This window comes from Pseudomonas sp. CBZ-4 (genome assembly GCF_000346755.1).
Lineage (GTDB): Bacteria > Pseudomonadota > Gammaproteobacteria > Pseudomonadales > Pseudomonadaceae > Aquipseudomonas.
Genome location: NZ_ANNV01000175.1, coordinates 160,901 through 182,884 on the forward strand (window position 1 = coordinate 160,901; position 21,984 = coordinate 182,884).

Below are 21,984 nucleotides of genomic sequence, written 5' to 3' on the forward strand. Positions count from 1 at the left end.
TCAGGGATGCACGCAAGGGCATGGCCCTAGAAACGGGTCAGTGCGCTGACCCCAAAGGTGCGCCGGTCGCCCCGCGCGTCCCAGGCCACATCGAAGGGCAAGGGCACGCTGTCGGTCTTGTATTGTTTGTCGGTGAGGTTGTTGACGTAGGCGGTCAGGTCCAGGTCCAGGCGCCCGCCAAAGTGGTAGGTGGCGCTGGCGCTGCCCAGGGTGTAGCCGCCTTGGGACACGCTGTGGTCTTGCTGGGCGGTGGGCAGGAAGTAGATGCGGCTCTGGTAGCGCCAGTCGCTGCCGAAGTTGAGCGCGTCGCCGTTGTCCAGCGGGATGCGGTAACTGGCGCCCACGGCCAGGGTGCGCGACGGCGAACGGGCGATGCGGTTGCCGGAGTAATCGACGCCGCCGGATTCGAAGTCCTGCAACTCGGTGTGCAACAGGCCCGCCGAGGCGTTCAGGTGCAGGTTGGTGAGCGGCAGCGCTTCGAGTTCGAACTCGGCACCGCGAATCACGCCCTTGCCGCTGTTGGTCAGCAGCGACACCACCTGGCCGTCACGCACCGACACGGCGTTGACCTGGATGTCCGAGTAGTCGTAGTAGAAGACGTTGGCGTTGGCGGTCAGGCGTTCATCGAACCATTCACTCTTGATCCCCAGTTCGTAGGCGTCGACGTTTTCCGGCGCCACCACCGACGCTTCGGCCTGCACCAGCGCGCCGCCGCTGAAACCACCGGAGCGGAAGCCCTTGGCATAGCGGAAATACACACGGGCGTTGTCGTTGAGCTGGTACTCGGGGGTGATGTCGTAGGTGAGTTTGTTCCAGGTGCGTTTTTCGTCCTGCACCACGGTGGTCGCCAGCGGCCCGGTGTAGTGCTTCCACCACTGGTCGGCGCTGGCGAACGACACGGCGTCGCTGCCCGGTGCGGCCACGCGTTGCAGGTCGATGTCCTTGGTTTCGCGGGTCCAGCGCAGGCCGGTGGTGATGCTCAAGGGCTCGCTGACCTGCCAGGTGGTGCTGCCGAAGAGCGCGAAACTGTCGGTGGTCTGGTCAATCGAGGTCTTGCCGTAATCGGCGACGCCGAACGCCTGGTTGTAGTCGGCCGGCAGCAAGGCACTGCTGGAGGCGCTGTCCAGGTGTTCGTGGAACAGGTGGGTGCCGATGATCCAACTTACGGGCTGGTTTTTCGCCGAGGACAGGCGCAGTTCCTGGGACGCCTGCTTCCAGTGGTCATCGGAATAGGAGCGGCCGAATTCGTAAATGCTCATGTTCGGGCCCTGGGCTTTTTCCTGGATGTCGTCGAGCGCGGTGATCGAGTCCAGTTGCAGCTCGCCCAGGTCCCACTTCAACGCCAGTTGCACACCGTTGTGCTGGATGCGGTCGTCGGCCTTGCCGGTAAACGCGGCGTGGCCGGTGTTCGGCTTGGGCGCCGGGCCGAACAGCGTGCTGCCGCCCGCCCCTGCGCCCCAGGCGCGGGTGGCGATGCCCTGGCCTTTGTAGTCGCGGGCGTGCAGCTGCAGGGTGGCTTGCAGGTCGTCGTTGATTTGCGCCAACAATTGCAGGCGCAAGGCCTGGTCGTGGATATCGCCGACGGTGTGGCCGTCCACCTGGTTTTTCAGTTGGCCGTCGCTGCTCTGGTCGATAAACGCCACGCGGCCGGCCAGCTTGTCCTTGAGCAAGATGCCGCCGTAGGCGCCTTCATACAGCTGGGCGTTGTAGTTGCCGGCATCGGCCTTGAAGTAGCCCGCAGGGTCTTCGAAGGTGGGTTTGCGCGAGACAAAGTTGATCGCGCCGCCCGTGGTGTTCTTGCCCCACAGGGTGCCCTGGGGGCCGCGCAGGATTTCGACGCGCTCCATGTCATACAGCGGGAAGCCGGTGGCCACGTGGGGGTCGATGTACACGTCGTCGGTGTAGATGCCCACCGGGTACACCGTGGTCGAGGCCATGTCGCCGGAGCCCATGCCACGGATGTACCAGCGCGGCCGCTGGTGGCCGGCGAACTCCGGCGCGATCGCATTGGGCACGTTGCGCAAGGCCTTGCCGGCACTGAAGCCGCCGCCGTTGCTCTCGATGTCCTTGGCGCTGACCACGGAGATCGCCGAGGGTACGTCCTGCAGCGATTCTTCGCGTTTCTGCGCGGTGACGGTCACCGTGGGCAATGCCTCGTTGGCCACCGGTTCGTCGGCGGCGGCAAGTTGACCGTGCAGTGCCAGGGCACCGGCAATGGCCCAGGCCAGGCGGTTGAAGTGAAAGTGTGCGGGCATGGGCTTACTGTCCTTGGCTACGGTTGAGCAGTGCGCGGGCGTCTTGCAGCGGTTGCGGGGCGACCCACTGGGCGAGGTCGAAATCGTGCTCCAGGAAGCCGTGGCGGTAGAGGAAGTTCTTTTGCAGCGCCAGGTATTCCAGGCGCTCGGCCGACAGGTCCGGGTGCAGCGAGGTATGGAAATCCCCCCGATAAGCCGCCTCGACACCGGCACTGGCGGCGCGGGTTTCTTCCGCCAGGATGGCGCGCAAGGCGTCGAGGTTCTGCGCAGCCCAATCGGCAGCACGCAGGGTTTGCGCGAGGAACCGCACCACCACGTCGTAGTGCTCGTCCAACAGGTTCTGGTGGATGGTGATCGGGCGCGGCGTGCCGTTGTTGATGCGCTGGCGTGGCGTGGCCACCTGATCGAGGTCGATGCCCACCACCAAGCCCAGGCGCTGGGCGGCGTCGGCGGCCGAGGCGCCTTTGACGTACACCGCATCCACCTCGCCGCGCACCAGGTGATCGAGGCCCGACCACAGGCGCTGCAAACCTTCCTGCGGCGGCAGGCTGTCGTCACGCGGGTGCAGGGCCACTTCCACCAGGTCCACATCGCTGAAGTCCAGGCCAGCCAACGCCAGCGCGCCCTTGTAGCCGGACAGGCTCATGGCCCGGGCGATGCTGCCAGGGCGATCCCCGGCTTCCCAGGCCGGCAGGGCCAGGCGCTTGCCGCGCAGGTCGGCGGGCGAGCGAATACCCGAGTCGGGGCGCACGAGGATGGTTTGCCATTCCTCGATCCAGGTCAGGCCGATCAAGCGTGTCGGTGTGCCGGCGCCGCGTGCGGCCAGGGCCGGCACGTTGCCGCCTTCGCGAAACAGCCCCGGCAGTTCGTGATCGTAGTGATGACGCCCCAGTTGCAACGCGTCTTGCAAGGTGGCGACGCGGATACCGTCGCGGGCGAACTCTTCGCCCAGCCAGCCGAGCTTGAAGGCAATACCCGAGGCGGTCGGCACCGGGCAGCGGGTGAACCACAACGTGTCCAGGGTGGAAGGAGGCAAGGCAGCGGCAATGGGCATGGGAACTCCGGTCAGCACAAATGAAAGACCCGTTAGCGGGTGGATGGGCAGCTCATCGCAACGACCATGCCAACCAACTATCTAGCTGATTTACAAGGGGTTTATTTGCCTTCGAAGTTTCAGAAAGCGCCGACTGCTGCCAGCGCAGCAGGCCACCAGCAGCCATTGCTGCCAATGCCACAACCCGCGCGATTGGGTGGCGCCAAAGCCCCCTGCGCATGGGCCAATGCGCGCTGGCGCAGAACTTGCTCAGGGCTGGCGTGAGTGTTTTTTTCATCTGCCCAACGAGACGTTTACCCATGAGCGACATCGCCCTGCCCCTACGCACCGAACGCCAGGCCCTGGACGCCGCCCGCGCGGCCGCCCTGCGCATCGCCGAGCTGGCCCGCGACCCTGCGAACAACGAGCAAATCCCTGCCCGCCAGGCCCAGTGGCTCTCCGATTACGGGCTGACCGCCATCGGCGTGCCCACCGCCTTGGGTGGCCTCGGCGCCTCCGTACACACCCAGGTCGAGGTGGTGCGGATCATTTCCACGGCCGATGGCGGCGTCGGCCAACTGCTACAGATTCACTACGTCATGCTGCGCGGCATCCTCGAGGACTACAGCGCCACCGCCCGCCAGCGCATCGTCAGCGATGTGCTGGCCGGCAAGCGCCTGGCCAACGCCCTGGCCGAAGTCGGCGGGAAAAACAAATTTGCCTTGAAGACCCGCGTCGAGCGGCGCGCCGACGGGCAACTGGTGCTCAACGGCAGCAAGTTCTATTCGACCGGCGCCTACCTGGCCGACTGGATCTGGCTGGCCGCCGCCTCGGAGCAAGGTGGCGCCGGTATCTGGCTGCACCGCGACACCCCCGGCCTGACCTTGGTGGACGACTGGCGTGCGTTTGGCCAGCAGCATTCGGTGAGCGGCACCGTGCGCTTCGACGAGGTGATCCTCGACCCCGATTTCGTGCTGCTGCGCGAAGGCCCGATGAAGCGCACCGGCCTGACCTTCCCGCAGATCCTCCACGCGGCCATCGACACCGGCATCGCCGCCGGCGCGTTGCAGGCCGGCGTCGAGTACTTGCGCGTGAACGCACGGCCGTGGGTGGAGAGCGGCGTCGACCATGCCTATGAAGAGCCCCACGTGATCCGCCAGATCGGCGAATTCGCCGTGGCCCTGCGCGCCGCCGAATCCCTGCTGCGCGACGCCGCCCGGCTGTTTGACCAGCATCTGCTGGATGAGCACGACACGGTTCTGCAAAGCGAGCTGATCCTGGCGGTGGCGACGGTGCGCGCCCACTCCGACAGTGCCGCGCTGAAAATCTCCAGCGAGATCTTCGCCCTGCTGGGCGCCAGTTCCGCCCTGAGCAAATGGAACCTCGACCGCTTCTGGCGCAATGCGCGGGTGCACACCACCCATGACCCGATCCGCTGGCGTTTGCACCACGTCGGCAATTACTACCTCAACGGCGTGGACCCCGGCGAATACACGGCGATCCTCGCCAAAGGTGAACAAGGCCGCAAGACCGGTTGAGGGTTGCTGCACGGAAGCGCCAATGTGTGATCCAATCGCCGCCGATTCGCCCCAACCATCGGCACTACAAGGATTTTACGCACATGGCTGCTTCCAATAAATGGCTGATGTCGTCAGTCGCTTATTACCTCGACTTTTTCAGCGTCCCGCTGTTTATCGCCCTGGCCCTGTACCTCGCGCCATTTGACGCCGGCCTGGCGCTGCTGGGCCTGCTGGCCTGGACGCTGGTGGAATACTCGACGCACCGCTTCCTGTTCCACTCGCTGTACCGCCGCGAGCACTGGACCCACCATGTCGACGTGCTGGCCTATATCGGCGTGTCGAGCTGGAAGACCAGTTCCACCTTTGCCGCCCTGCTGCTGTTTGCCTGGTACAGCGGGCTGACCTCGATGTTTATCGGCGCGGTCACCGGCTACTTTTTCTACATTTCCCTGCATTACGTGATGCACCGCCCGGAGCACTGGGCTTACCGCTTTATCCCCGGTTTGGTGGCCAACCATGACCTGCATCACCGCAAAGGCATCGAGAAAAACTTCGGGGTGTCGTCGCCGCTCTGGGACCATGTCTTTCGCAGCTACATCCGCGCCGATGCGCTGAGCGCGGACGAAACGCCCGCCTGATGAGCATCCAGCAGCAAGGGCAGTGCGGCAATTGCACTTATTACGAAACAATCTAGCCGCCCATACACCGGCCTGCGCCGCCTTATCTACGCTCAGGGACGTGCCAGGAGGCGTATTGAAGAGTCCATGACGGACCCACTGTCTCCTGGCGCCTGATGCCCAGGAGATCACGATGAGAAAGGAACCCCATCGCCCCCGGCCTGGGTTCGGCTGCGCGTTGTTTGGCGCATTGCTGAGCCCACTGGTCGTCGCGGCCCCCACGCTGTCTACGCAAATCCCCTTCGATGTCACGGCCACCCCGCCGTTTTCCCTCACCAGCCTGCAACAGAACTTCGACGACATGTCGTGGCAGACCTTTATTGCGCTGAACTGGCCAGCCCTGGCCGACGGCAACCCCAATACCGGCGTACAGATCGGCCAGCAGGACGCGGCCACGGTGTGGGAAGGCTACCGGGAGAGTTACCAGATCTTCCTGCCCCAGGGCCAGAAGCCGCAGCCGTTTCGCGCGCCGGCGGCCGTGCCGCCGGCCTGCGAGGGCAAGGGTTCCGGGCGCTTGCTGCAACAGATGGGCAAGGTTCCGGACGTGCTGGATGAGTTTATCCAACCCTTTGAAAGCGGCCCGCTGGTGGACCAGAGCGGCGTGTACACGCGCAATGAAATCGTGGTGAACCAGTCGATGTTCGACGGCATCGTCAACAACGGCCTGTACAGCGTGCAGGGCCAGCAGGCGTTTTTTGCCGCCAGCCCGACCAATGCGGTGGCGTTCAGTTGCGGCAACCCGAACACCAGCGAGGTGGGCTCGATCATGGTCAAGGCGTCGTGGAAGGTGCTGGACGGCAATGATAAGCCCGGCAGTTTCCACACGGTCGATGCCTTGGTGTATACGCCGGGCAACAGCGACCCGAGCAAGGGGCCGGTGGTGGCGGAGTCCTGCACGGCCGAGCCGGTGGGCCTGGTCGGCCTGCACATCGTGCACAAGACCACCAGCGCGCCGCAGTGGGTGTGGTCCACCTTCGAGCACGTCGACAATGTGCCGGAAAAAACCACGCCACCGGCCGAGCGCAAGGGCCCGTACCTGTTCTACAACGCCAGCAGCCACGCCGAGGTCAACCAGCCGCCGCCACGGCCCTGGAACCCGGCGGTGAAGGCCACGCCATCGCAGATCGTGCGCGAGATCCCCCTGACCGATGCGACGAAAACCCTGAACAACACCTACCAGACCTTGCTGCGCACGGTGAACCCCAACAGCGTGTGGGCCAACTACCAGTTGATCAGCACCCAGTGGCCGACCCTCAGCGGCCAGCCGCCGTGCCAGATCTCGGCCACCGTGCCCCTGGGCAAGCCGGCGCCGTCGTTCCTCGCCAATGCGACGCTGGAGACGTATATCCAGGGCAGCGTGCCCCAGGCGTCGTCCAGTTGCATCGCCTGCCACGGCAATGCGGCGACCCACGTCACGCAGTCGCCGCGCACCAGTTTCGCCGACTTCACTTACCTGCTCGAACGCGCCCAATCCACCGGGGCAACAGGGAGCCAGCCATGAGTACCGACCTCGACAACTTCACCGGCCTGAGCGTGGTGCTCACCGGGATCAACCAGGAACTGCTGGCGCCCTCCGTTGACCCCATCGGCCTGCCCACCACCTTCCTCGCCTTCATCGGCCCGCGCCTGGGGCAGAATGTGCTCAGTGCCCTGCTCGGCCAATACGCGGCGCTGCTGGCCGAGCAACAAACGCCGCAGCAGATCGGCACCGCCATCCTCATGCAGAACGGCCAGCCCGCCGCCACGCAAACCGCCCAGGCGGCGCGCGCGATCATGAAGCTGTGGCTGCTCGGCGTGTGGTACCAGCCGTATACCCAGGGCGAATTCCCGGCGAATGAGCAAACCGTGGTCAGCGCCGAGGCCTACACCCAAAGCTGGGCGTGGAGCATCGCCCAGGCGCACCCGATGGGCTACAGCGAGTTCTTCTTTGGCTACTGGAACAGTGCGCCGCCGAGCCTTGAGGATTTCACCGGCGTTGCCGCCACCCCCCAGCCAGGAGCCTCGTCATGAGTACCGAACAAGCGGATGTAGTGATCGTCGGTGCGGGCCTTGCGGGCAGCCTGATTGCCTATCAACTGGGATTGGCCGGGGTGAAGGTGCTGGTGCTGGAGTCCGGCCCGGAAATCCCGGCGAACCGAAACCAGTACCTGGAGCGGTTCTATACCGCCACCCTGAAAACCCCGGAGTCGCCCTACCCGCCCGTCAGCACCCTGAGCCCGGCGCGCAACCCGGCCGAGCAGAACGCACCGCGTGCGACCATCGCCGACCTGATCCTGGGTTGGAACAACCCCGACGTCAGCTACCTCGTGCAAAAAGGCCCGCTGCCGTTTACCAGCACCTACGAGCGCGTGGGCGGCGGCACCACCTGGCATTGGGTGGCGACGTGCCTGCGCATGCTGCCCAACGACTTTCGCCTGAAGTCGCTGTACGGCGTGGGGGTGGATTGGCCGATCAGCTACAACGACCTGCAAAGCGCGTATTGCCGCGCCGAGGCGGAAATCGGCGTGGCGGCCAACGTCGCCGACCAGGGCTACCTGGGCATCACCTTCCCCGCCAACTACGAGTTCCCGATGACCAGCATCCCGCTGTCGCTGGTGGACGGCAGTTTTGTCAGCGCGGTGCAGGGCCAGTCATTCCAGGGTTTGCCCCTGGTCGTCAGCCCGACCCCGGCCGGGCGCAACTCCCAGCCGTATGCCGGGCGCCGGGTGTGTGCGGGCAACACCAACTGCACGCCGATCTGCCCGATCCAGGCCAAGTACGACGCCACGGTGACGATGAACAACGCGCTCAACACCGGCAATGTGCGGATCCTGTACAAGACCGTGGCGAGCAAGGTCACCGTGGCGGCGGACAAGACCATCAGCGGCATCGAGTTCATCCAGTATCAACTGGGCGATGGGCCGGCGACCGGTACCGGCGTGGCCATCGGGCAGCGTTATGTGGTCGCCGCCCATGCCATCGAGACGCCCAAGCTGCTGCTCAATTCCACCAGCAGCGCCTGGCCCAATGGTGTGGCCAACAGCAGCGGCCAGGTCGGCCGTAGCCTGGCGGACCACCCGATCTATCTGGCCTGGGGCTTGATGCCCGAAGGCAAGACGGTGTTTCCGTATCGAGGGCCGGTGTCCACGTCGGGCATTGAAAGCCTGCGCGACGGGGCGTTTCGCAGCCAGCGTGCGGCGTGGCGCATCGAGATCGGCAACGAAGGCTTCAACTGGCCGATTGGCGATCCCTACACCACCGTCGCCGACCTCATCGATGGCACCAACGTCAGCCGCACCAACCCGCTGCCCAATACGGGAGGCGCCTCGCAGGTGCTGTTAGGCACGGCGCTGGTGCAACAGTTGAACAACCTGCTGACCCGGCAATTTCGCGTGGGCTTCCTGGTGGAGCAAGTCGAGGAGGATCCCGATAACGCCAACTGCTACATCGTGCCATCCAGCCAATACAAGGACCGTCTGGGCATTCCGCGCCCGGAAATCCATTACGACCTGTCGGACTACACCAAGGAGGGCTTCAAGCAGGCGCGCATCCTCGCCAGCCATGTCATCACCGAACTGCTCGGTGCCACCGAGCTGACCGCCGACATCCCGCCGGGGGTGTTCGTCTACCAGGGCGAATCCTATTCGTTCCAGGGCGCCGGGCACTTGATGGGCACCTACCGCATGGGCGCCGATCCGAAGACCTCGGTGGTGGACAAATACCAGCGCAGTTGGGACCACGCCAACCTGTTCCTGGTGGGTGACGGCGTGTTCCCCAGCACCGGCACGTCCAACCCCAGCCTGACCATCGCTGCGCTATCGATCCAGGCCGGCGACACCCTGTGCAACGACCTCAAGGCCGTGACCGTGCAGGTGCAGGCCAACCAGCCGTGGCAAGGCAGCGGCGTGCAGATCAGCGGGCCGAGCCCACGGTTGGTGCGCTACGTGAGCGGCAAGTGGCTTGCAAGCCCGGTGGGCGGCATGGTGGATGGCAATGGCAGCGCGGGGTTGATTGCCAAGGCGGGCTATACGTTGCCGGGGGCCAATGAAGGCGCGTTGATTGGGCGCGTGGGCAGTGGGGGGACGCCGTTTCTGGTGGGAGATCTGGTGCTGGTTCCGCCGGGTGAGACGGGGGAATTGCAGCTGTGTATCAATGATGATCTGGAGGGTAGGTATGGGATTGGACTTGCAGATAACCAGGGGGCGCTGACGGTGCAGGTGGGGTTCGGCACCCTGTAATACACATCGATCCCAATGTGGGAGCGGGCTTGCCCGCGATGAGGGAGTGTCAGTCACATATGAATCGACTGACACACCCTCATCGCAGTCAAGCCAGCTCCCACAGTTTTGACCGAGTACCGCAGGTACTTCTGCATACCCTGCAACAGTCCTTTGTCATCAACGACATTGATAGCACCCTAACAAAACCCCCATCCTAGAGGGCTTTCCCGCCGCTTATATCATTCCGAATGATAGTTACCTTTGCTTCATTCGATTCGTGACATAGCACCCCGCCGCGCATGATCCGCCCATCTCAAATACATTGGCGGATGCACCTCATGGAACAGTCACTCAAACATTTGCGCTTCCCCCTGGCGATCCTGGCCGTGGTGGTGATGAGCGCGTGCGGCAAGACCCCGGAACAAGCGGCCGCCATGCCAGCTGCCAAAGTCAGCGTGGCCAAGGTGCTGGAACAACCGGTCAACGAGTGGGATGAATTCACCGGCCGCCTGGAAGCGCCGGAGACCGTGCAGATCCGTCCGCGCGTGTCGGGCCAGATCGATCAGGTGGCCTTCATCGAAGGTGCACTGGTGAAGAAAGGCGACCTGCTGTTCCAGATCGACCCACGTCCGTTCCAGGCTGAAGTGCGCCGCCTCGAAGCCCAGTTGCAACAGACCCGTGCCGCCGCCAGCCGCAGCGACAACGAAGCGCAACGCGGCGAACGCCTGCGCCAGAGCAATGCGATCTCCGCCGAATTGGCCGACTCGCGCACCACCGCCGCCCAGGAAGCCCGCGCCGCGGTCGCCGGGATCCAGGCGCAGTTGGACCTGGCCAAGCTGAACCTGAGCTTTACCCGCGTCACCTCGCCAATCAGCGGCCGCGTCAGCCGTGCGGAAATCACCGCCGGCAACCTGGTAACCGCCGACGTCACCGCACTGACCAGCGTGGTCTCCACCGACAAGGTCTACGCCTATTTCGACGCCGATGAGCGCGTGTTCCTCAAGTACACCGAACTGGCGCGCCAAGGCCGTCGCGGTGCGACTACCCCGGTGTACCTGGGCCTGTCCAACGAAACCGGCAACCCGCACCAGGGCCAGATGAACTTCGTCGACAACCAGGTCAACCCGGCCACCGGCACCATCCGTGGGCGTGCGGTGTTCGACAACACGGACGGCCGCTACACCCCGGGCCTGTACGCGCGTTTGAAGCTGGTCGGCAGCGGCACCTACTCCGCCGTGTTGATCAACGACGAAGCCGTCGGCACTGACCTGGGCAAGAAATTCGTGCTGGTGATGGAAGGCGACAAGCCGGCGTATCGCTCGGTGGAACTGGGGCCGAAAATCGAAGGCTTGCGCATCGTGCGCAGTGGCCTGGGCAAGGACGACACCATCGTCGTCAAAGGCTTGCAGCGCATCCGCCCAGGCTCGCCGGTCGCCCCGGAAACCATCCCGATGGCCAGCAAGGAAACCCTCGCCGCCTTGGCCCAACAACGACAAGCGCTTGAAGCCAGCAACCTGGAGCAAGTGGCGCCGGAAAAAACCGCGCCCAAGCTCGCAGCCGTTGCGACTCCACGCGGTTAAGGGATACGACTCAAGATGAATTTTTCCAAGTTCTTCATTTCGCGGCCGATCTTCGCAGCAGTGCTTTCTCTGCTGATTTTGATCGCTGGTGCGATCTCGCTGTTCCAATTGCCCATCAGCGAATACCCGGAAGTGGTACCGCCGACCGTGGTGGTGCGTGCCAACTTCCCTGGCGCCAACCCCAAGGTCATCGGTGAAACGGTGGCCGCGCCGCTGGAGCAAGCCATCACCGGCGTTGAGAACATGCTGTACATGTCCTCGCAATCCACCGCCGACGGCAAGCTGACCCTGACCATCACCTTCGCCCTGGGCACCGACCTGGACAACGCGCAGGTGCAGGTGCAAAACCGGGTGACGCGGACTCAGCCAAAATTGCCTGAGGAAGTGACACGCATCGGTATCACCGTGGACAAGGCCTCCCCCGACCTGACCATGGTGGTGCACTTGACCTCCCCGGATCAGCGCTACGACATGCTCTACCTGTCCAACTATGCCTTGCTCAACGTCAAGGATGAGTTGGCGCGCCTGGGCGGCGTGGGTGACGTGCAGCTGTTCGGCATGGGCGACTATTCCCTGCGTGTGTGGCTTGATCCGAACAAGACCGCTTCGCGCAATTTGACGGCGACGGATGTGGTCACCGCGATCCGCGAGCAGAACCGCCAGGTGGCGGCCGGTGCCTTGGGTGCGCAACCTGCGCCGAATGCCACCAGCTTCCAGTTGTCGGTGAACACTCAAGGCCGTCTGGTGACGGAAGAAGAGTTCGAGAACATCATCATTCGCTCCGGCGATAACGGTGAGATCACCCGCTTGAAAGACATCGCCCGGGTCGAGCTGGGTTCCAGCCAATACGCCCTGCGCTCATTGCTCAACAACCAGCCGGCGGTGGCGATCCCGATCTTCCAGCGTCCGGGTTCCAACGCGATCGAGATCTCCAACGAAGTACGCGGCAAGATGGAGGAGCTGAAAAAGAGCTTCCCGCAGGGCATGGACTACAGCATCGTCTATGACCCGACCATCTTCGTGCGTGGCTCCATCGAAGCGGTGGTACACACGCTGTTCGAAGCGCTGATCCTGGTGGTTCTGGTGGTGATCCTGTTCCTGCAAACCTGGCGCGCCTCGATCATTCCGTTGGTGGCGGTGCCGGTATCGTTGATCGGTACGTTTGCGGTGATGCACCTGTTTGGCTTCTCGCTCAACGCGCTGTCGCTGTTCGGCCTGGTACTCGCGATCGGTATCGTGGTGGACGACGCCATCGTGGTGGTGGAGAACGTCGAGCGGAATATCGAGCTGGGCCTGGAGCCGTTCCCGGCCACTGAAAAAGCCATGAGCGAAGTGACCGGCCCGATCATTGCCACGGCGTTGGTGCTGTGTGCGGTGTTCATTCCGGCGGCATTCATCAGCGGCTTGACCGGGCAGTTCTACAAGCAGTTCGCCTTGACCATTGCGATCTCGACGGTGATCTCGGCGTTCAATTCCCTGACCTTGTCGCCGGCCCTGGCTGCCGTGTTGCTGAAAAGCCACAACGCGCCGAAAGACCGTTTCTCCAAGGTGCTCGACAAGCTGCTGGGCGGCTGGTTGTTCAAACCGTTCAACCGTTTCTTCGAGAAAGCCAGCCACGGTTACGTCGGCACCGTACGCCGGGTGATTCGCGGTAGCGGCATCGCCCTGTTCCTCTACGCTGGCCTGATGGTGCTGACCTGGTTCGGTTTTGCCCACACCCCGACCGGTTTCGTACCGGCCCAGGACAAGCAATACCTGGTGGCCTTCGCCCAACTGCCGGACGCCGCCAGCCTGGACCGCACCGAAGATGTGATCAAGCGCATGTCCGACATCGCCTTGAAGCAACCGGGCGTGGAAGCCGCGGTCGCCTTCCCGGGCCTGTCGATCAACGGCTTCACCAACAGCCCGAACAGCGGCATCGTGTTTGTCACCTTGAAGCCGTTCGATGAGCGTAAAGACCCAAGCATGTCCGCCGGTGCGATTGCCGGTGCGCTGAATGGCAAGTACAGCGACATCCAGGAAGCCTACATGGCGATCTTCCCACCGCCGCCGGTACAGGGCCTGGGTACGATTGGCGGGTTCCGCCTGCAGATCGAAGACCGTGGCAACCTGGGTTACGACGAGCTGTACAAAGAAGTGCAGAACGTCATCACCAAGAGCCATAACGTGCCGGAACTGTTTGGCCTGTTCACCAGCTACACGGTCAACGTGCCCCAGGTCGATGCTGCCATCGACCGCGAAAAGGCCAAGACCCACGGCGTGGCGATCAGCGACATCTTCGACACCCTGCAGATCTACCTGGGCTCGTTGTATGCCAACGACTTCAACCGCTTTGGCCGTACCTACCAGGTCAACGTGCAGGCCGAGCAGCAGTTCCGCCTCGACGAAGACCAGATCGGCCAGCTGAAAGTGCGTAACAACAAAGGCGAGATGATCCCGCTGGCGACCTTTATCAAGGTCAGCGACACCTCGGGCCCGGACCGCGTGATGCACTACAACGGCTTTATCACCGCCGAGATCAACGGCAACGCCGCGCCGGGCTACAGCTCGGGCCAGGCGGAAGCGGCGATCGAGAAACTGCTGAAAGAAGAACTGCCCAACGGCATGACCTACGAGTGGACCGACCTGACGTATCAGCAAATCCTCTCGGGCAACACTGCACTGTTCGTGTTCCCGCTGTGTGTGCTGCTGGCGTTCCTGGTACTGGCGGCCCAATACGAAAGCTGGAGCCTGCCACTGGCGGTGATCCTGATCGTACCGATGACCCTGTTGTCGGCCATCACCGGGGTGATTATCTCTGGCGGCGACAACAACATCTTCACTCAGATCGGCCTGATCGTACTGGTGGGCCTGGCGTGCAAGAACGCGATTCTGATCGTCGAGTTTGCCAAGGATAAACAGGCGGAGGGTCTTGACCCGCTGGCTGCGGTGCTGGAGGCGTGCCGTCTGCGTCTGCGGCCGATCCTGATGACCTCGTTCGCGTTCATCATGGGTGTGGTGCCACTGGTGTTGTCCAGCGGTGCCGGTGCCGAGATGCGGCATGCCATGGGTGTGGCGGTGTTCTCCGGGATGATCGGCGTGACCTTCTTCGGTCTGTTGCTGACGCCAGTGTTCTACGTACTGATCCGTCGCTATGTGGAGCGCCAGGAAGCGCGCAAAGCGGCCAAGGCCTTGAAGCTGGAGACACAGCAATGAGCGTGAAAGTATTCCTGCCGAGCTTGCTGGTACTGGCGCTGAGCGCCTGTTCCGTGGGCCCGGACTACAAAACCGAGAACCTGGAGGCGGCCAATATCACGGCCGCCGCCGACACCAAGAGCTACGACCACGCCAAGTACGAAGGCATCTGGTGGCAGCAGTTCGAGGACCCGACCCTCAACCAGCTGGTGACCCAGTCGTTGAGCGGTAACCGCGACCTGCGCGTGGCGTTCGCCCGCCTGCGCGCCGCCCGTGCGATCCGTGATGATGCGGCCAACGACATCATGCCGGTGGTCACCTCTCGCGCCAGCAGTGATGTGGGCAAGGGCCAGATCCCCGGCCAGACCACCAAGCGCGTCACCAGCGAGCGCTATGACCTGGGCCTGGACATGGCCTGGGAAGTCGACTTGTTCGGCCGCATCCGCCGCAACCTGGAGGCCAGCGACGCTGACCAACAGGTCGCAGAGGCGGACCTGTACCAACTGCAAGTCACCATGATTGCCGAGCTGGTGGATGCCTACGGTCAACTGCGTGGCGCGCAACTGCGTGAACGCATCGCCCTGGACAACCTGAAGAACCAGCAGGAATCGCGCACCATCACCGTCAGCCTGCGGGATGCCGGTGTCGGTGATCAGCTGGACGTAGAACGCGCAGATGCCCGCCTGGCGGCGGTCGAAGCCAGCGTGCCGCAACTGCAAGCCGAACAAGTGCGCGAGCGCAACCGCATCGCCACCCTCCTCGGCCAGCGCCCGGACAAGTTGAGCGTGGACTTGAGCCCGAAAGACCTGCCGGCGATTGCCAAGGCGTTGCCGATTGGCGACCCGGGGCAACTGCTGCAACGCCGCCCGGACATCCTCAGCGCCGAACGCAAACTGGCCGCCGCCACCGCGCGCATCGGCGTGGCCAAGGCCGACCTGTTCCCACGGGTCAGCCTCAGCGGCTTCCTCGGCTTCACCGCCGGGCGCGGTTCACAGATCGGCTCGGCCGCGGCGAATGCCTGGTCCCTCGGCCCGAGCATCACCTGGGCCGCCTTTGACCTGGGCAGCGTGCGTGCGCGTTTGCGCGGTGCGAATGCCGAAGCCGACGGCGCGTTGGCGACCTATGAGCAGCAAGTGTTGCTGGCACTGGAAGAGTCCGAGAATGCGTTCAGTGACTATGGCAAGCGGCAACAGCGACTGGTGTCGTTGATCCGTCAGAGCGAGTCCAGCCGTGCGGCGGCGGACCTGGCGGCGATTCGTTACCGCGAAGGTACCGTGGACTTCCTCGTGCTGCTCGACGCGCAACGTGAGCGGTTGGCGGCGGAGGATTCCCAGGCCCAGGCCGAGGTGGATTTGTATCGCGGGATTGTGGCGATCTACAAGGCGCTGGGGGGTGGCTGGCAGCCGGATACGGTGGTGGCCAGCGCCAAGTGATTTGATTTGAAGAGCTCCTTTGGTTGGTCGCATCCAGCCAATTTTTAGCCCCGTGGTCCATTTGGTCGTGGGGCTTTTTTTTGAAGATTTTTTGTGGGAGGGGTCTTAAAACATTGAGGGCAATCACTGTAGGAGTATTAGAAAATTATTGTAGGCTTTTTCGTAATCCTGCCTGCCGTGGTATTTGCTGGCGGGACTTGCTTTAATAAAAGCTGAAAACGTATGGCTGACTGCCGTTCACCTTAACTCAAGAAAACAGTGAGCCTGACGAAAAGCCGATGTAACTTTCAACTATTGAAGGGCACCATCATGGCAATTTTGTTGACTGCTGAGCAAATGCGGCACACCAAGGCTTCCAGTCCTTTCCAGATCAAGAACCCTGGACAGGTGACGAATCAATTCACAATAACCGAGGCATCCAAAGCCGCAGAGACGCTAAAACTTAGCGATGATAAAGAAATTGTTGAGCTGAAGGCGTTTTTGAAAAAATATGACATGACGTCAATTAGCACTGACGAACTGAAAGTCGTTGGCAGCCTGCTTTACAAAAACGAAATGATTAGCCGCCGGTCCTTCGGCATGTTTATTTCTGGAGATGGTGCGTCCGACGCTAACGGAAAACAAACGGACACCCATGTAAAGTTCAATGCCATCGCCCTCTTCAACGAAAAGCTTGAAGATACCATTGCACATTTCAACAGCGATCCGGCAATCCCGAGACGTGAAGGAGCTACGGACTATTTGCAGGGAATGGTAGATGCAAATCACGCAATCAACGCACTTGCATTTTTCATTAATTCGAACAGCAGTCATTTGTCTATCGACGAGCGAGCCTAAACTGGAGGGGCTCTGCAGGAAGCTGTGCGCTAGGCTTAGCCTAGCGCATAGACCTTTCAACAACCTACCGACCGTACCTGTTTGTACCTGAGTAAGCTTTCGGAAGCTCTTCGTCATTGTTCACTTGAACTCGATAAGTTCCGAGTGGCCCATTGTACGTCGCATTGCTACCTATACCAAACGTCTCTCTTTTCCACGAACCACCCACCTGGCGCTCAATGTAAACGTCTGGGCCTCTACCCACACCCAGCGCAGAAACCCGCACATCAATATTTGCATTTGAACATCCGTTGGCAGACGTTATCGTGAACGGACCATGGGCTGTATCAACTTGCTTTCCCGCCACAATCCCACTAAAGCTATCCGTTATATATAAACACGCCGCAGACACCTGCGACGACACAACCATCAACACAGCAAACGACACCGCAATAAGACTTTTCATGATCACACCTCAAAATCAAAATTAATTTTCAAATATGCACAGAAAGCCAATCTATTGGATCATTTATCCATAGAACTCCCTCACAGTTAAACAACGTGTCCAGCTTCCTACACCGCAACCTAAAGTCATTACGACTGGCAGAAGGAAACACACGGCTTACTGTGCACGAATTCAGGCTGCGAATATGCCAGCTGCGTCCTAAAATCATTAAGGAGCGCTCTGTCATATTAATTCGATGGAACAAGTCAGCTATATCCTAATCCCGCTCAGGAGCAACTAACTCCGGGCACTTTCATTCAAAATCAAACTCCGATAATGCCCCGGATTCGACCCCACCCATTTACGAAACGCCTTATAAAACGAACTGGCATCGGCAAACCCCAACCGCGTCGCAATCTCGGCAAAGCTGATCTGCGGTTCGGCCAGCCAAACAATGGCCAACTCTTTACGCACGCTGTCCTTGAGGCCCTGATAGGTCTGCCCCTCTTCCGCCAAACGTCGGCGCAGGGTTGAGGCAGAGATGCACAAACTGGCAGCCAGGCCGTCGGTTTCCGGCCAGGTGTCGGGGGGCAGGTGGCGCAGGTCGTGTTTGATGCGGGTGGCGAGGCTGTCGGGGTCGCGGTATTTGACGAGGATGTTGGCGGGGGCGTGGGCGAGGAAACGTTTGAGCTCTTCGGCGCTGCGCTTGATCGGCAGGTCGAGGCAGTCGGCGGAAAAGATCATGCGGGTGCGTGGCCGATCAAACCGGAGGTTGTCGGAAAACATCACCTGGTAATCGTCGCAAAAGTCCGGTTGCGCGCAGCGCAACTCGATCGCCAGGATCGGAATGCGTCGCCCCGCCAGCCAGCAGGCCACGCCATGCACGATCATCCAATAGGTGAAATAGGTGAACGCGCGCTTGGGCGCGGGCTCCGCCAGCACGATCTCCGCCAGGCTCTGTTGACGCACCAGTTGCGCGGGCATTTGTTCCAGCATCAAGGACAGAAAACCCAGCGCGGTTTCCAGGGCGGTGGCGAGCGTCGGTTGTGCCATCGAGGCGTGACAGAGGAACGCCAGGCTGCCGGATTTGAGCCGGCGCGGGTCCATGCCGAAAAACTCATCGTCGTGACGCCGCGCCAGCAAGCGCCACAACCGCGCGTAGGCCGTCGCCGGTACGCGGGCGCCGGGCTGCTCCAGCAACGCCGGGTCAATCCCGACTTTGCTCAGCGCTTCAACTGTGGCCGCCCCCGGCGCACAGCTCTGCAACAGGGCTTCGCGCACGAGGTGGATGGAGATGGAGTCTTTTTCCGACATGGGCAGTTAGGCGTTCCGGCGGCACACAAGATGGCGTGCATCATAAGGGCGGTTGCCCTTCGCCACCACCGTTCAGCCACTGTTCAGCAAACGTCAAGAATTGTTGTTTGGCAATGAGTATCATTATGTTACAACTTAGCCTCCTATCTAGTTGTGACGCGGTGCCGAATGCTTGTTCCTTTTCTCATCATGTTGCGCGAAGGCATTGAAGCCGCATTGATCGTTGGCATCATCGCCAGTTACCTGCAACAGACCGGCCGTGGCCAGTGGATGCCGGCGGTGTGGATTGGTGTATTCCTCGCCGCCGCGCTGGCGTTGCTGGTCGGTGGTGGCCTGGAATTGGTCAGCGCCGAATTTCCGCAAAAGCAGCAGGAATTGTTCGAAGGTGTTGTCGGACTGGTCGCCGTAGCCATCCTCAGTTCCATGGTGTTCTGGATGCGCAAGGTGGCGCGCTCCATCAAGCATTCCCTGCACGAGTCCCTCGACCAGGCGCTGGCCGGTTCCAGGCATCAGGTCACCGCACTGATCCTCATGGTGTTTTTCGCCGTGGCCCGTGAAGGCCTGGAAACCGTGTTCTTCCTGCTGGCGGTGTTCCAGCAAAGTGAAGGCCCGGGCGCGCCGATTGGCGCCCTGCTCGGCCTGATTCTGGCGATCATCGTCGGTTTCCTGATCTACAGCGGCAGCATGCGCCTGAACCTCGGTGCGTTTTTCCGCTGGACCGGCCTATTCATCCTGGTGGTGGCCGCCGGCATCCTCGCCAATTCGGTGCAGGCCCTGCATGAAGCCGGCGTGTGGAACCACCTGCAAACCGTGTTGTTCGATTTCAGCGCCGTGTTGCCGATGGACAGCCCACTGGGCTCGGTACTCGCCGGCATGTTCGGCTATCAGGAAGCACCGACCGTCAGCACCCTGGGCGCCTATTTGATCTATCTGGTGGTGGCGCTGGTGATGTTCTTCCTGCCCTCGCCCGTCGCCCAACCTTCCTCCGTTTCCAGCCAGTAAGGACCGTCCCTTGTCCCACCCAACTCCTCAACCGGCGCTGCCACCCCGCGCCCTGCGCTGGGCCGTGGCAGGCTCGGTGGTCGTGATGATCGCCGCCGGTGGCCTGTTCTACTACGCGTCGCAACTGGCCGCGAGCAAGCGCCAGGCCAACCACAATGAAATCGCCGTGACCATTCATGGCCACGCCTGCGAGCCGAATGCGCTGACCGTACCGGCCGGCCGTGCGAGCTTTCGCATCATCAACCGTTCCGACCGCGCGGTGGAATGGGAAATCCTCGATGGCGTGCTGGTGGTCGAAGAACGGGAAAACATCGCCCCCGGCCTGAGCCAGGTGATCAACGCCAACCTGCTGCCGGGCGACTATGCGATCACCTGCGGCTTGCTCAGCAACCCGCGTGGCACCTTGCATGTGACGCCGACGGCGGAGTCCGACGCCCAGGCCAAGGCCAAGCCGTCGATGGTGGCGTTTATCGGCCCGCTGTCGGAGTTCCGCGTGTACCTGAGCAGCCAGGGCAGCGCGCTGGTCAAGGCGGTGACTGCCTTGCAACAGGCCATCGACGCCGATGACCTGGCCCAGGCGCAAGCGCTGTACATCCCGGCCCGTGAGGCCTACCAGCGCCTCGCCCCGGCATCCCAGCGCCTGGCGGAGCTGGACAACGGGATCAACGCCCGTGCCGATTACTTTGAAAAGCGCGAGCAGGACCCGGCTTTCAGCGGCTTCCACCGCCTCGAATACAGCCTGTTCCAGCAGCGCAGCCTCGATGGCCTGGCGCCGATTGCCCAGCACCTGCTCACCGACGTCAGTGCCCTCAAGCAACAACTGCTGGCCCAATCGCTGCCGCCGGAACAGTTGGTGAGCATCGTGGTGCGCAACCTCAACAGCCTGGCGGATAGTCGCGCCCTCAGTGGTGAAGAAGAGCGCTACAGCCACACCGACCTGTATGGTTTCGCCGCCAACCTGGAGGCCGCGCACAAGGTGGTCGATCTGATGCGCCCGCTGCTGGGCAAATCCGCCGCCGAGCTGTTGCCGAAAATCGACAGCGCCCTCGCCGCCTTCGACGCTGAACTCGCCGGTTTCAAGACCAGCAACGGTTATACCCCCTACGACAGCGTGACCGCCGATCAGCGCCAGCAGATCGCCGACAAGGCCAAGGCTCTGGCCGCCGCACTCGATGGAATCGATCCCGCCCTTGGCCTTTCCGGCCTGCAGTGAAGACGACCGCACACATGAGTGATTCCGCACACACCAACCTCCAGCGCCGCCGTGTCCTGCTGGGCATGGCCGCCACCGGCGTCGCGCTAGCGGGCAGCAGCCTGAGCTGCCCGGCCATGGCCGCCGCCGAGCAAGTCACCAGCGCACCGCGCAGCGACAAGACCCAGGACCACCACGACTTCTTCGGCCCGCACCAGAGCGGCATCGTCACCCCGCGCCCGGCCTGCGGCATGCTGGTGGCGTTCGACGTGCTGGCCAGCGACCGCGAAGACCTGGAGCGGTTGTTTCGCACGTTGAACGAGCGCATCAGCTTCCTGATGACCGGCGGCACCGTGGCGCAAGTCGATCCAAAGCTGCCGCCCACCGATTCGGGGATTCTCGGCCCGGTGGTCACGCCGGATAACCTGACCATCACCGTGTCCGTCGGCGAGTCGCTGTTCGATGAGCGCTTCGGCCTGGAACACGCCAAGCCCAAGCGCCTGAGCCGCATGGTGGGTTTTCCCAATGACGCGCTGGAACCGGCGCAGTGCCACGGCGACTTGAGCCTGCAATTTTGCTCCAACACCCCCGACACCAATATCCACGCCCTGCGCGACATCGTGAAAAACCTGCCCGACCTGCTGCTGGTGCGCTGGAAACAGGAAGGCAGCGTGCCGCCCCAGGCACCGAGCAAACCCGGTGAGCCGGCGCAGAGTGCGCGTAACTTCCTCGGTTTCCGTGACGGTTCGGCCAACCCCGACTCCAACGACGGCAAGACCATGGACCAGATCGTCTGGGTCCAGCCGTCCAGCGACGAACCGGCCTGGGCCGCCCATGGCAGCTACCAGGCGGTGCGCATCATCCGCAACTTCGTCGAACGCTGGGACCGCACCCCGCTGCAGGAACAGGAAAGCATCATCGGCCGCGTCAAGACCACGGGCGCGCCCATGGGTGGCCAGCAGGAAAGCCAGGTCCCCGACTACAGCAAGGACCCCGAAGGCAAGTTGACCAAGCTCGATGCCCACATCCGCCTGGCCAACCCGCGTACCCCGCAGACCCAGGGCAACCTGATTTTGCGCAGGCCGTTCAACTACTCCAACGGCGTCAATAAAAACGGTCAGCTGGACATGGGGCTGTTGTTCATCTGCTACCAGGCTGACCTGGAGAAAGGCTTTATCAGCGTGCAGACCCGGCTCAACGGCGAGCCCCTGGAGGAATACCTCAAGCCGGTTGGCGGCGGGTATTTCTTCACCTTGCCGGGGGTCACGGGACCTTCGGATTTCATTGGCCGCACGCTGCTGGCCGCTACGCACCCGCACACCACTGCCAACACCTGAAACCCAC

Annotated in this window: 16 protein-coding genes; 12 read left to right on the plus strand and 4 right to left on the minus strand. The window is 62.5% G+C overall.

What is annotated here, in order from left to right:
• Positions 1-26: 26 nt before the first annotated feature.
• From B348_RS0128140 to B348_RS1000000131830, 3 genes are read right to left on the minus strand one after another with little or no spacing between them, the layout of a single operon-like run.
• Positions 27-2,255: a TonB-dependent receptor gene (locus B348_RS0128140; RefSeq protein ID WP_017739362.1), complete on the minus strand. Its 2,229-nt coding sequence runs from the start codon at positions 2,253-2,255 to the stop codon at positions 27-29.
• Between the two features lie 4 nt (positions 2,256-2,259).
• Positions 2,260-3,309, minus strand: a complete 1,050-nt coding sequence (locus B348_RS0128145) for an ABC transporter substrate-binding protein (RefSeq protein ID WP_017739363.1) — start codon at positions 3,307-3,309, stop codon at positions 2,260-2,262.
• Between the two features lie 52 nt (positions 3,310-3,361).
• Positions 3,362-3,610 carry a hypothetical protein gene (locus B348_RS1000000131830; protein WP_177325363.1) on the minus strand — a complete coding sequence of 83 codons (249 nt, stop codon included), beginning with the start codon at positions 3,608-3,610 and terminating at the stop codon, positions 3,362-3,364.
• Between B348_RS1000000131830 and B348_RS0128150 the strand changes: the two genes are divergently transcribed.
• The 9 genes from B348_RS0128150 to B348_RS0128190 all read left to right on the plus strand — a co-directional run bounded on the left by B348_RS0128150 (position 3,609) and on the right by B348_RS0128190 (position 16,708).
• Positions 3,609-4,826: an acyl-CoA dehydrogenase family protein gene (locus B348_RS0128150; protein ID WP_017739364.1), complete on the plus strand. Its 1,218-nt coding sequence runs from the start codon at positions 3,609-3,611 to the stop codon at positions 4,824-4,826. The genes B348_RS1000000131830 and B348_RS0128150 overlap by 2 nt on opposite strands.
• Positions 4,827-4,909: 83 nt before the next feature.
• On the plus strand, positions 4,910-5,446 hold the full coding sequence (locus B348_RS0128155) for a sterol desaturase family protein (protein WP_017739365.1): 537 nt from the start codon (positions 4,910-4,912) through the stop codon (positions 5,444-5,446).
• 172 nt (positions 5,447-5,618) lie between these two features.
• Positions 5,619-6,986: a hypothetical protein gene (locus B348_RS0128160; protein ID WP_026137130.1), complete on the plus strand. Its 1,368-nt coding sequence runs from the start codon at positions 5,619-5,621 to the stop codon at positions 6,984-6,986.
• Complete coding sequence (locus tag B348_RS0128165; protein WP_017739367.1) at positions 6,983-7,495, plus strand: hypothetical protein; 513 nt, start codon at positions 6,983-6,985, stop codon at positions 7,493-7,495. The genes B348_RS0128160 and B348_RS0128165 overlap by 4 nt, the downstream gene beginning before the upstream one ends.
• Positions 7,492-9,702 carry a GMC family oxidoreductase gene (locus B348_RS0128170; protein ID WP_017739368.1) on the plus strand — a complete coding sequence of 737 codons (2,211 nt, stop codon included), beginning with the start codon at positions 7,492-7,494 and terminating at the stop codon, positions 9,700-9,702. Before B348_RS0128165 ends, B348_RS0128170 begins: the two co-directional genes overlap by 4 nt.
• Positions 9,703-10,022: 320 nt before the next feature.
• A complete protein-coding gene (gene mexE, locus B348_RS0128175; protein ID WP_026137131.1) occupies positions 10,023-11,264 on the plus strand; it encodes a multidrug efflux RND transporter periplasmic adaptor subunit MexE in 1,242 nt (413 codons plus the stop codon).
• A gap of 15 nt (positions 11,265-11,279) precedes the next feature.
• Positions 11,280-14,459 (plus strand): multidrug efflux RND transporter permease subunit, encoded by a 3,180-nt coding sequence (locus B348_RS0128180; RefSeq protein ID WP_017739370.1) that lies wholly within the window; start codon positions 11,280-11,282, stop codon positions 14,457-14,459.
• Positions 14,456-15,871 (plus strand): efflux transporter outer membrane subunit, encoded by a 1,416-nt coding sequence (locus tag B348_RS0128185; RefSeq protein WP_017739371.1) that lies wholly within the window; start codon positions 14,456-14,458, stop codon positions 15,869-15,871. The genes B348_RS0128180 and B348_RS0128185 overlap by 4 nt, the downstream gene beginning before the upstream one ends.
• Before the next feature lie 309 nt (positions 15,872-16,180).
• A complete protein-coding gene (locus B348_RS0128190) occupies positions 16,181-16,708 on the plus strand; it encodes a hypothetical protein (RefSeq protein ID WP_017739372.1) in 528 nt (175 codons plus the stop codon).
• 721 nt (positions 16,709-17,429) lie between these two features.
• On the opposite strand, the gene B348_RS0128195 is transcribed toward B348_RS0128190, so the two are convergent.
• Positions 17,430-18,446, minus strand: coding sequence for an AraC family transcriptional regulator (locus B348_RS0128195; RefSeq protein WP_017739373.1), 1,017 nt, complete (start codon positions 18,444-18,446; stop codon positions 17,430-17,432).
• Positions 18,447-18,614: 168 nt separating this feature from the next.
• Between B348_RS0128195 and efeU the strand changes: the two genes are divergently transcribed.
• From efeU to efeB, 3 genes are read left to right on the plus strand one after another with little or no spacing between them, the layout of a single operon-like run.
• Positions 18,615-19,448: an iron uptake transporter permease EfeU gene (efeU, locus tag B348_RS0128200; protein ID WP_026137132.1), complete on the plus strand. Its 834-nt coding sequence runs from the start codon at positions 18,615-18,617 to the stop codon at positions 19,446-19,448.
• Between the two features lie 10 nt (positions 19,449-19,458).
• Positions 19,459-20,661: an iron uptake system protein EfeO gene (efeO, locus tag B348_RS0128205; protein WP_017739375.1), complete on the plus strand. Its 1,203-nt coding sequence runs from the start codon at positions 19,459-19,461 to the stop codon at positions 20,659-20,661.
• A complete protein-coding gene (gene efeB / locus B348_RS0128210) occupies positions 20,658-21,977 on the plus strand; it encodes an iron uptake transporter deferrochelatase/peroxidase subunit (protein ID WP_017739376.1) in 1,320 nt (439 codons plus the stop codon). The genes efeO and efeB overlap by 4 nt, the downstream gene beginning before the upstream one ends.
• Positions 21,978-21,984: the final 7 nt, after the last annotated feature.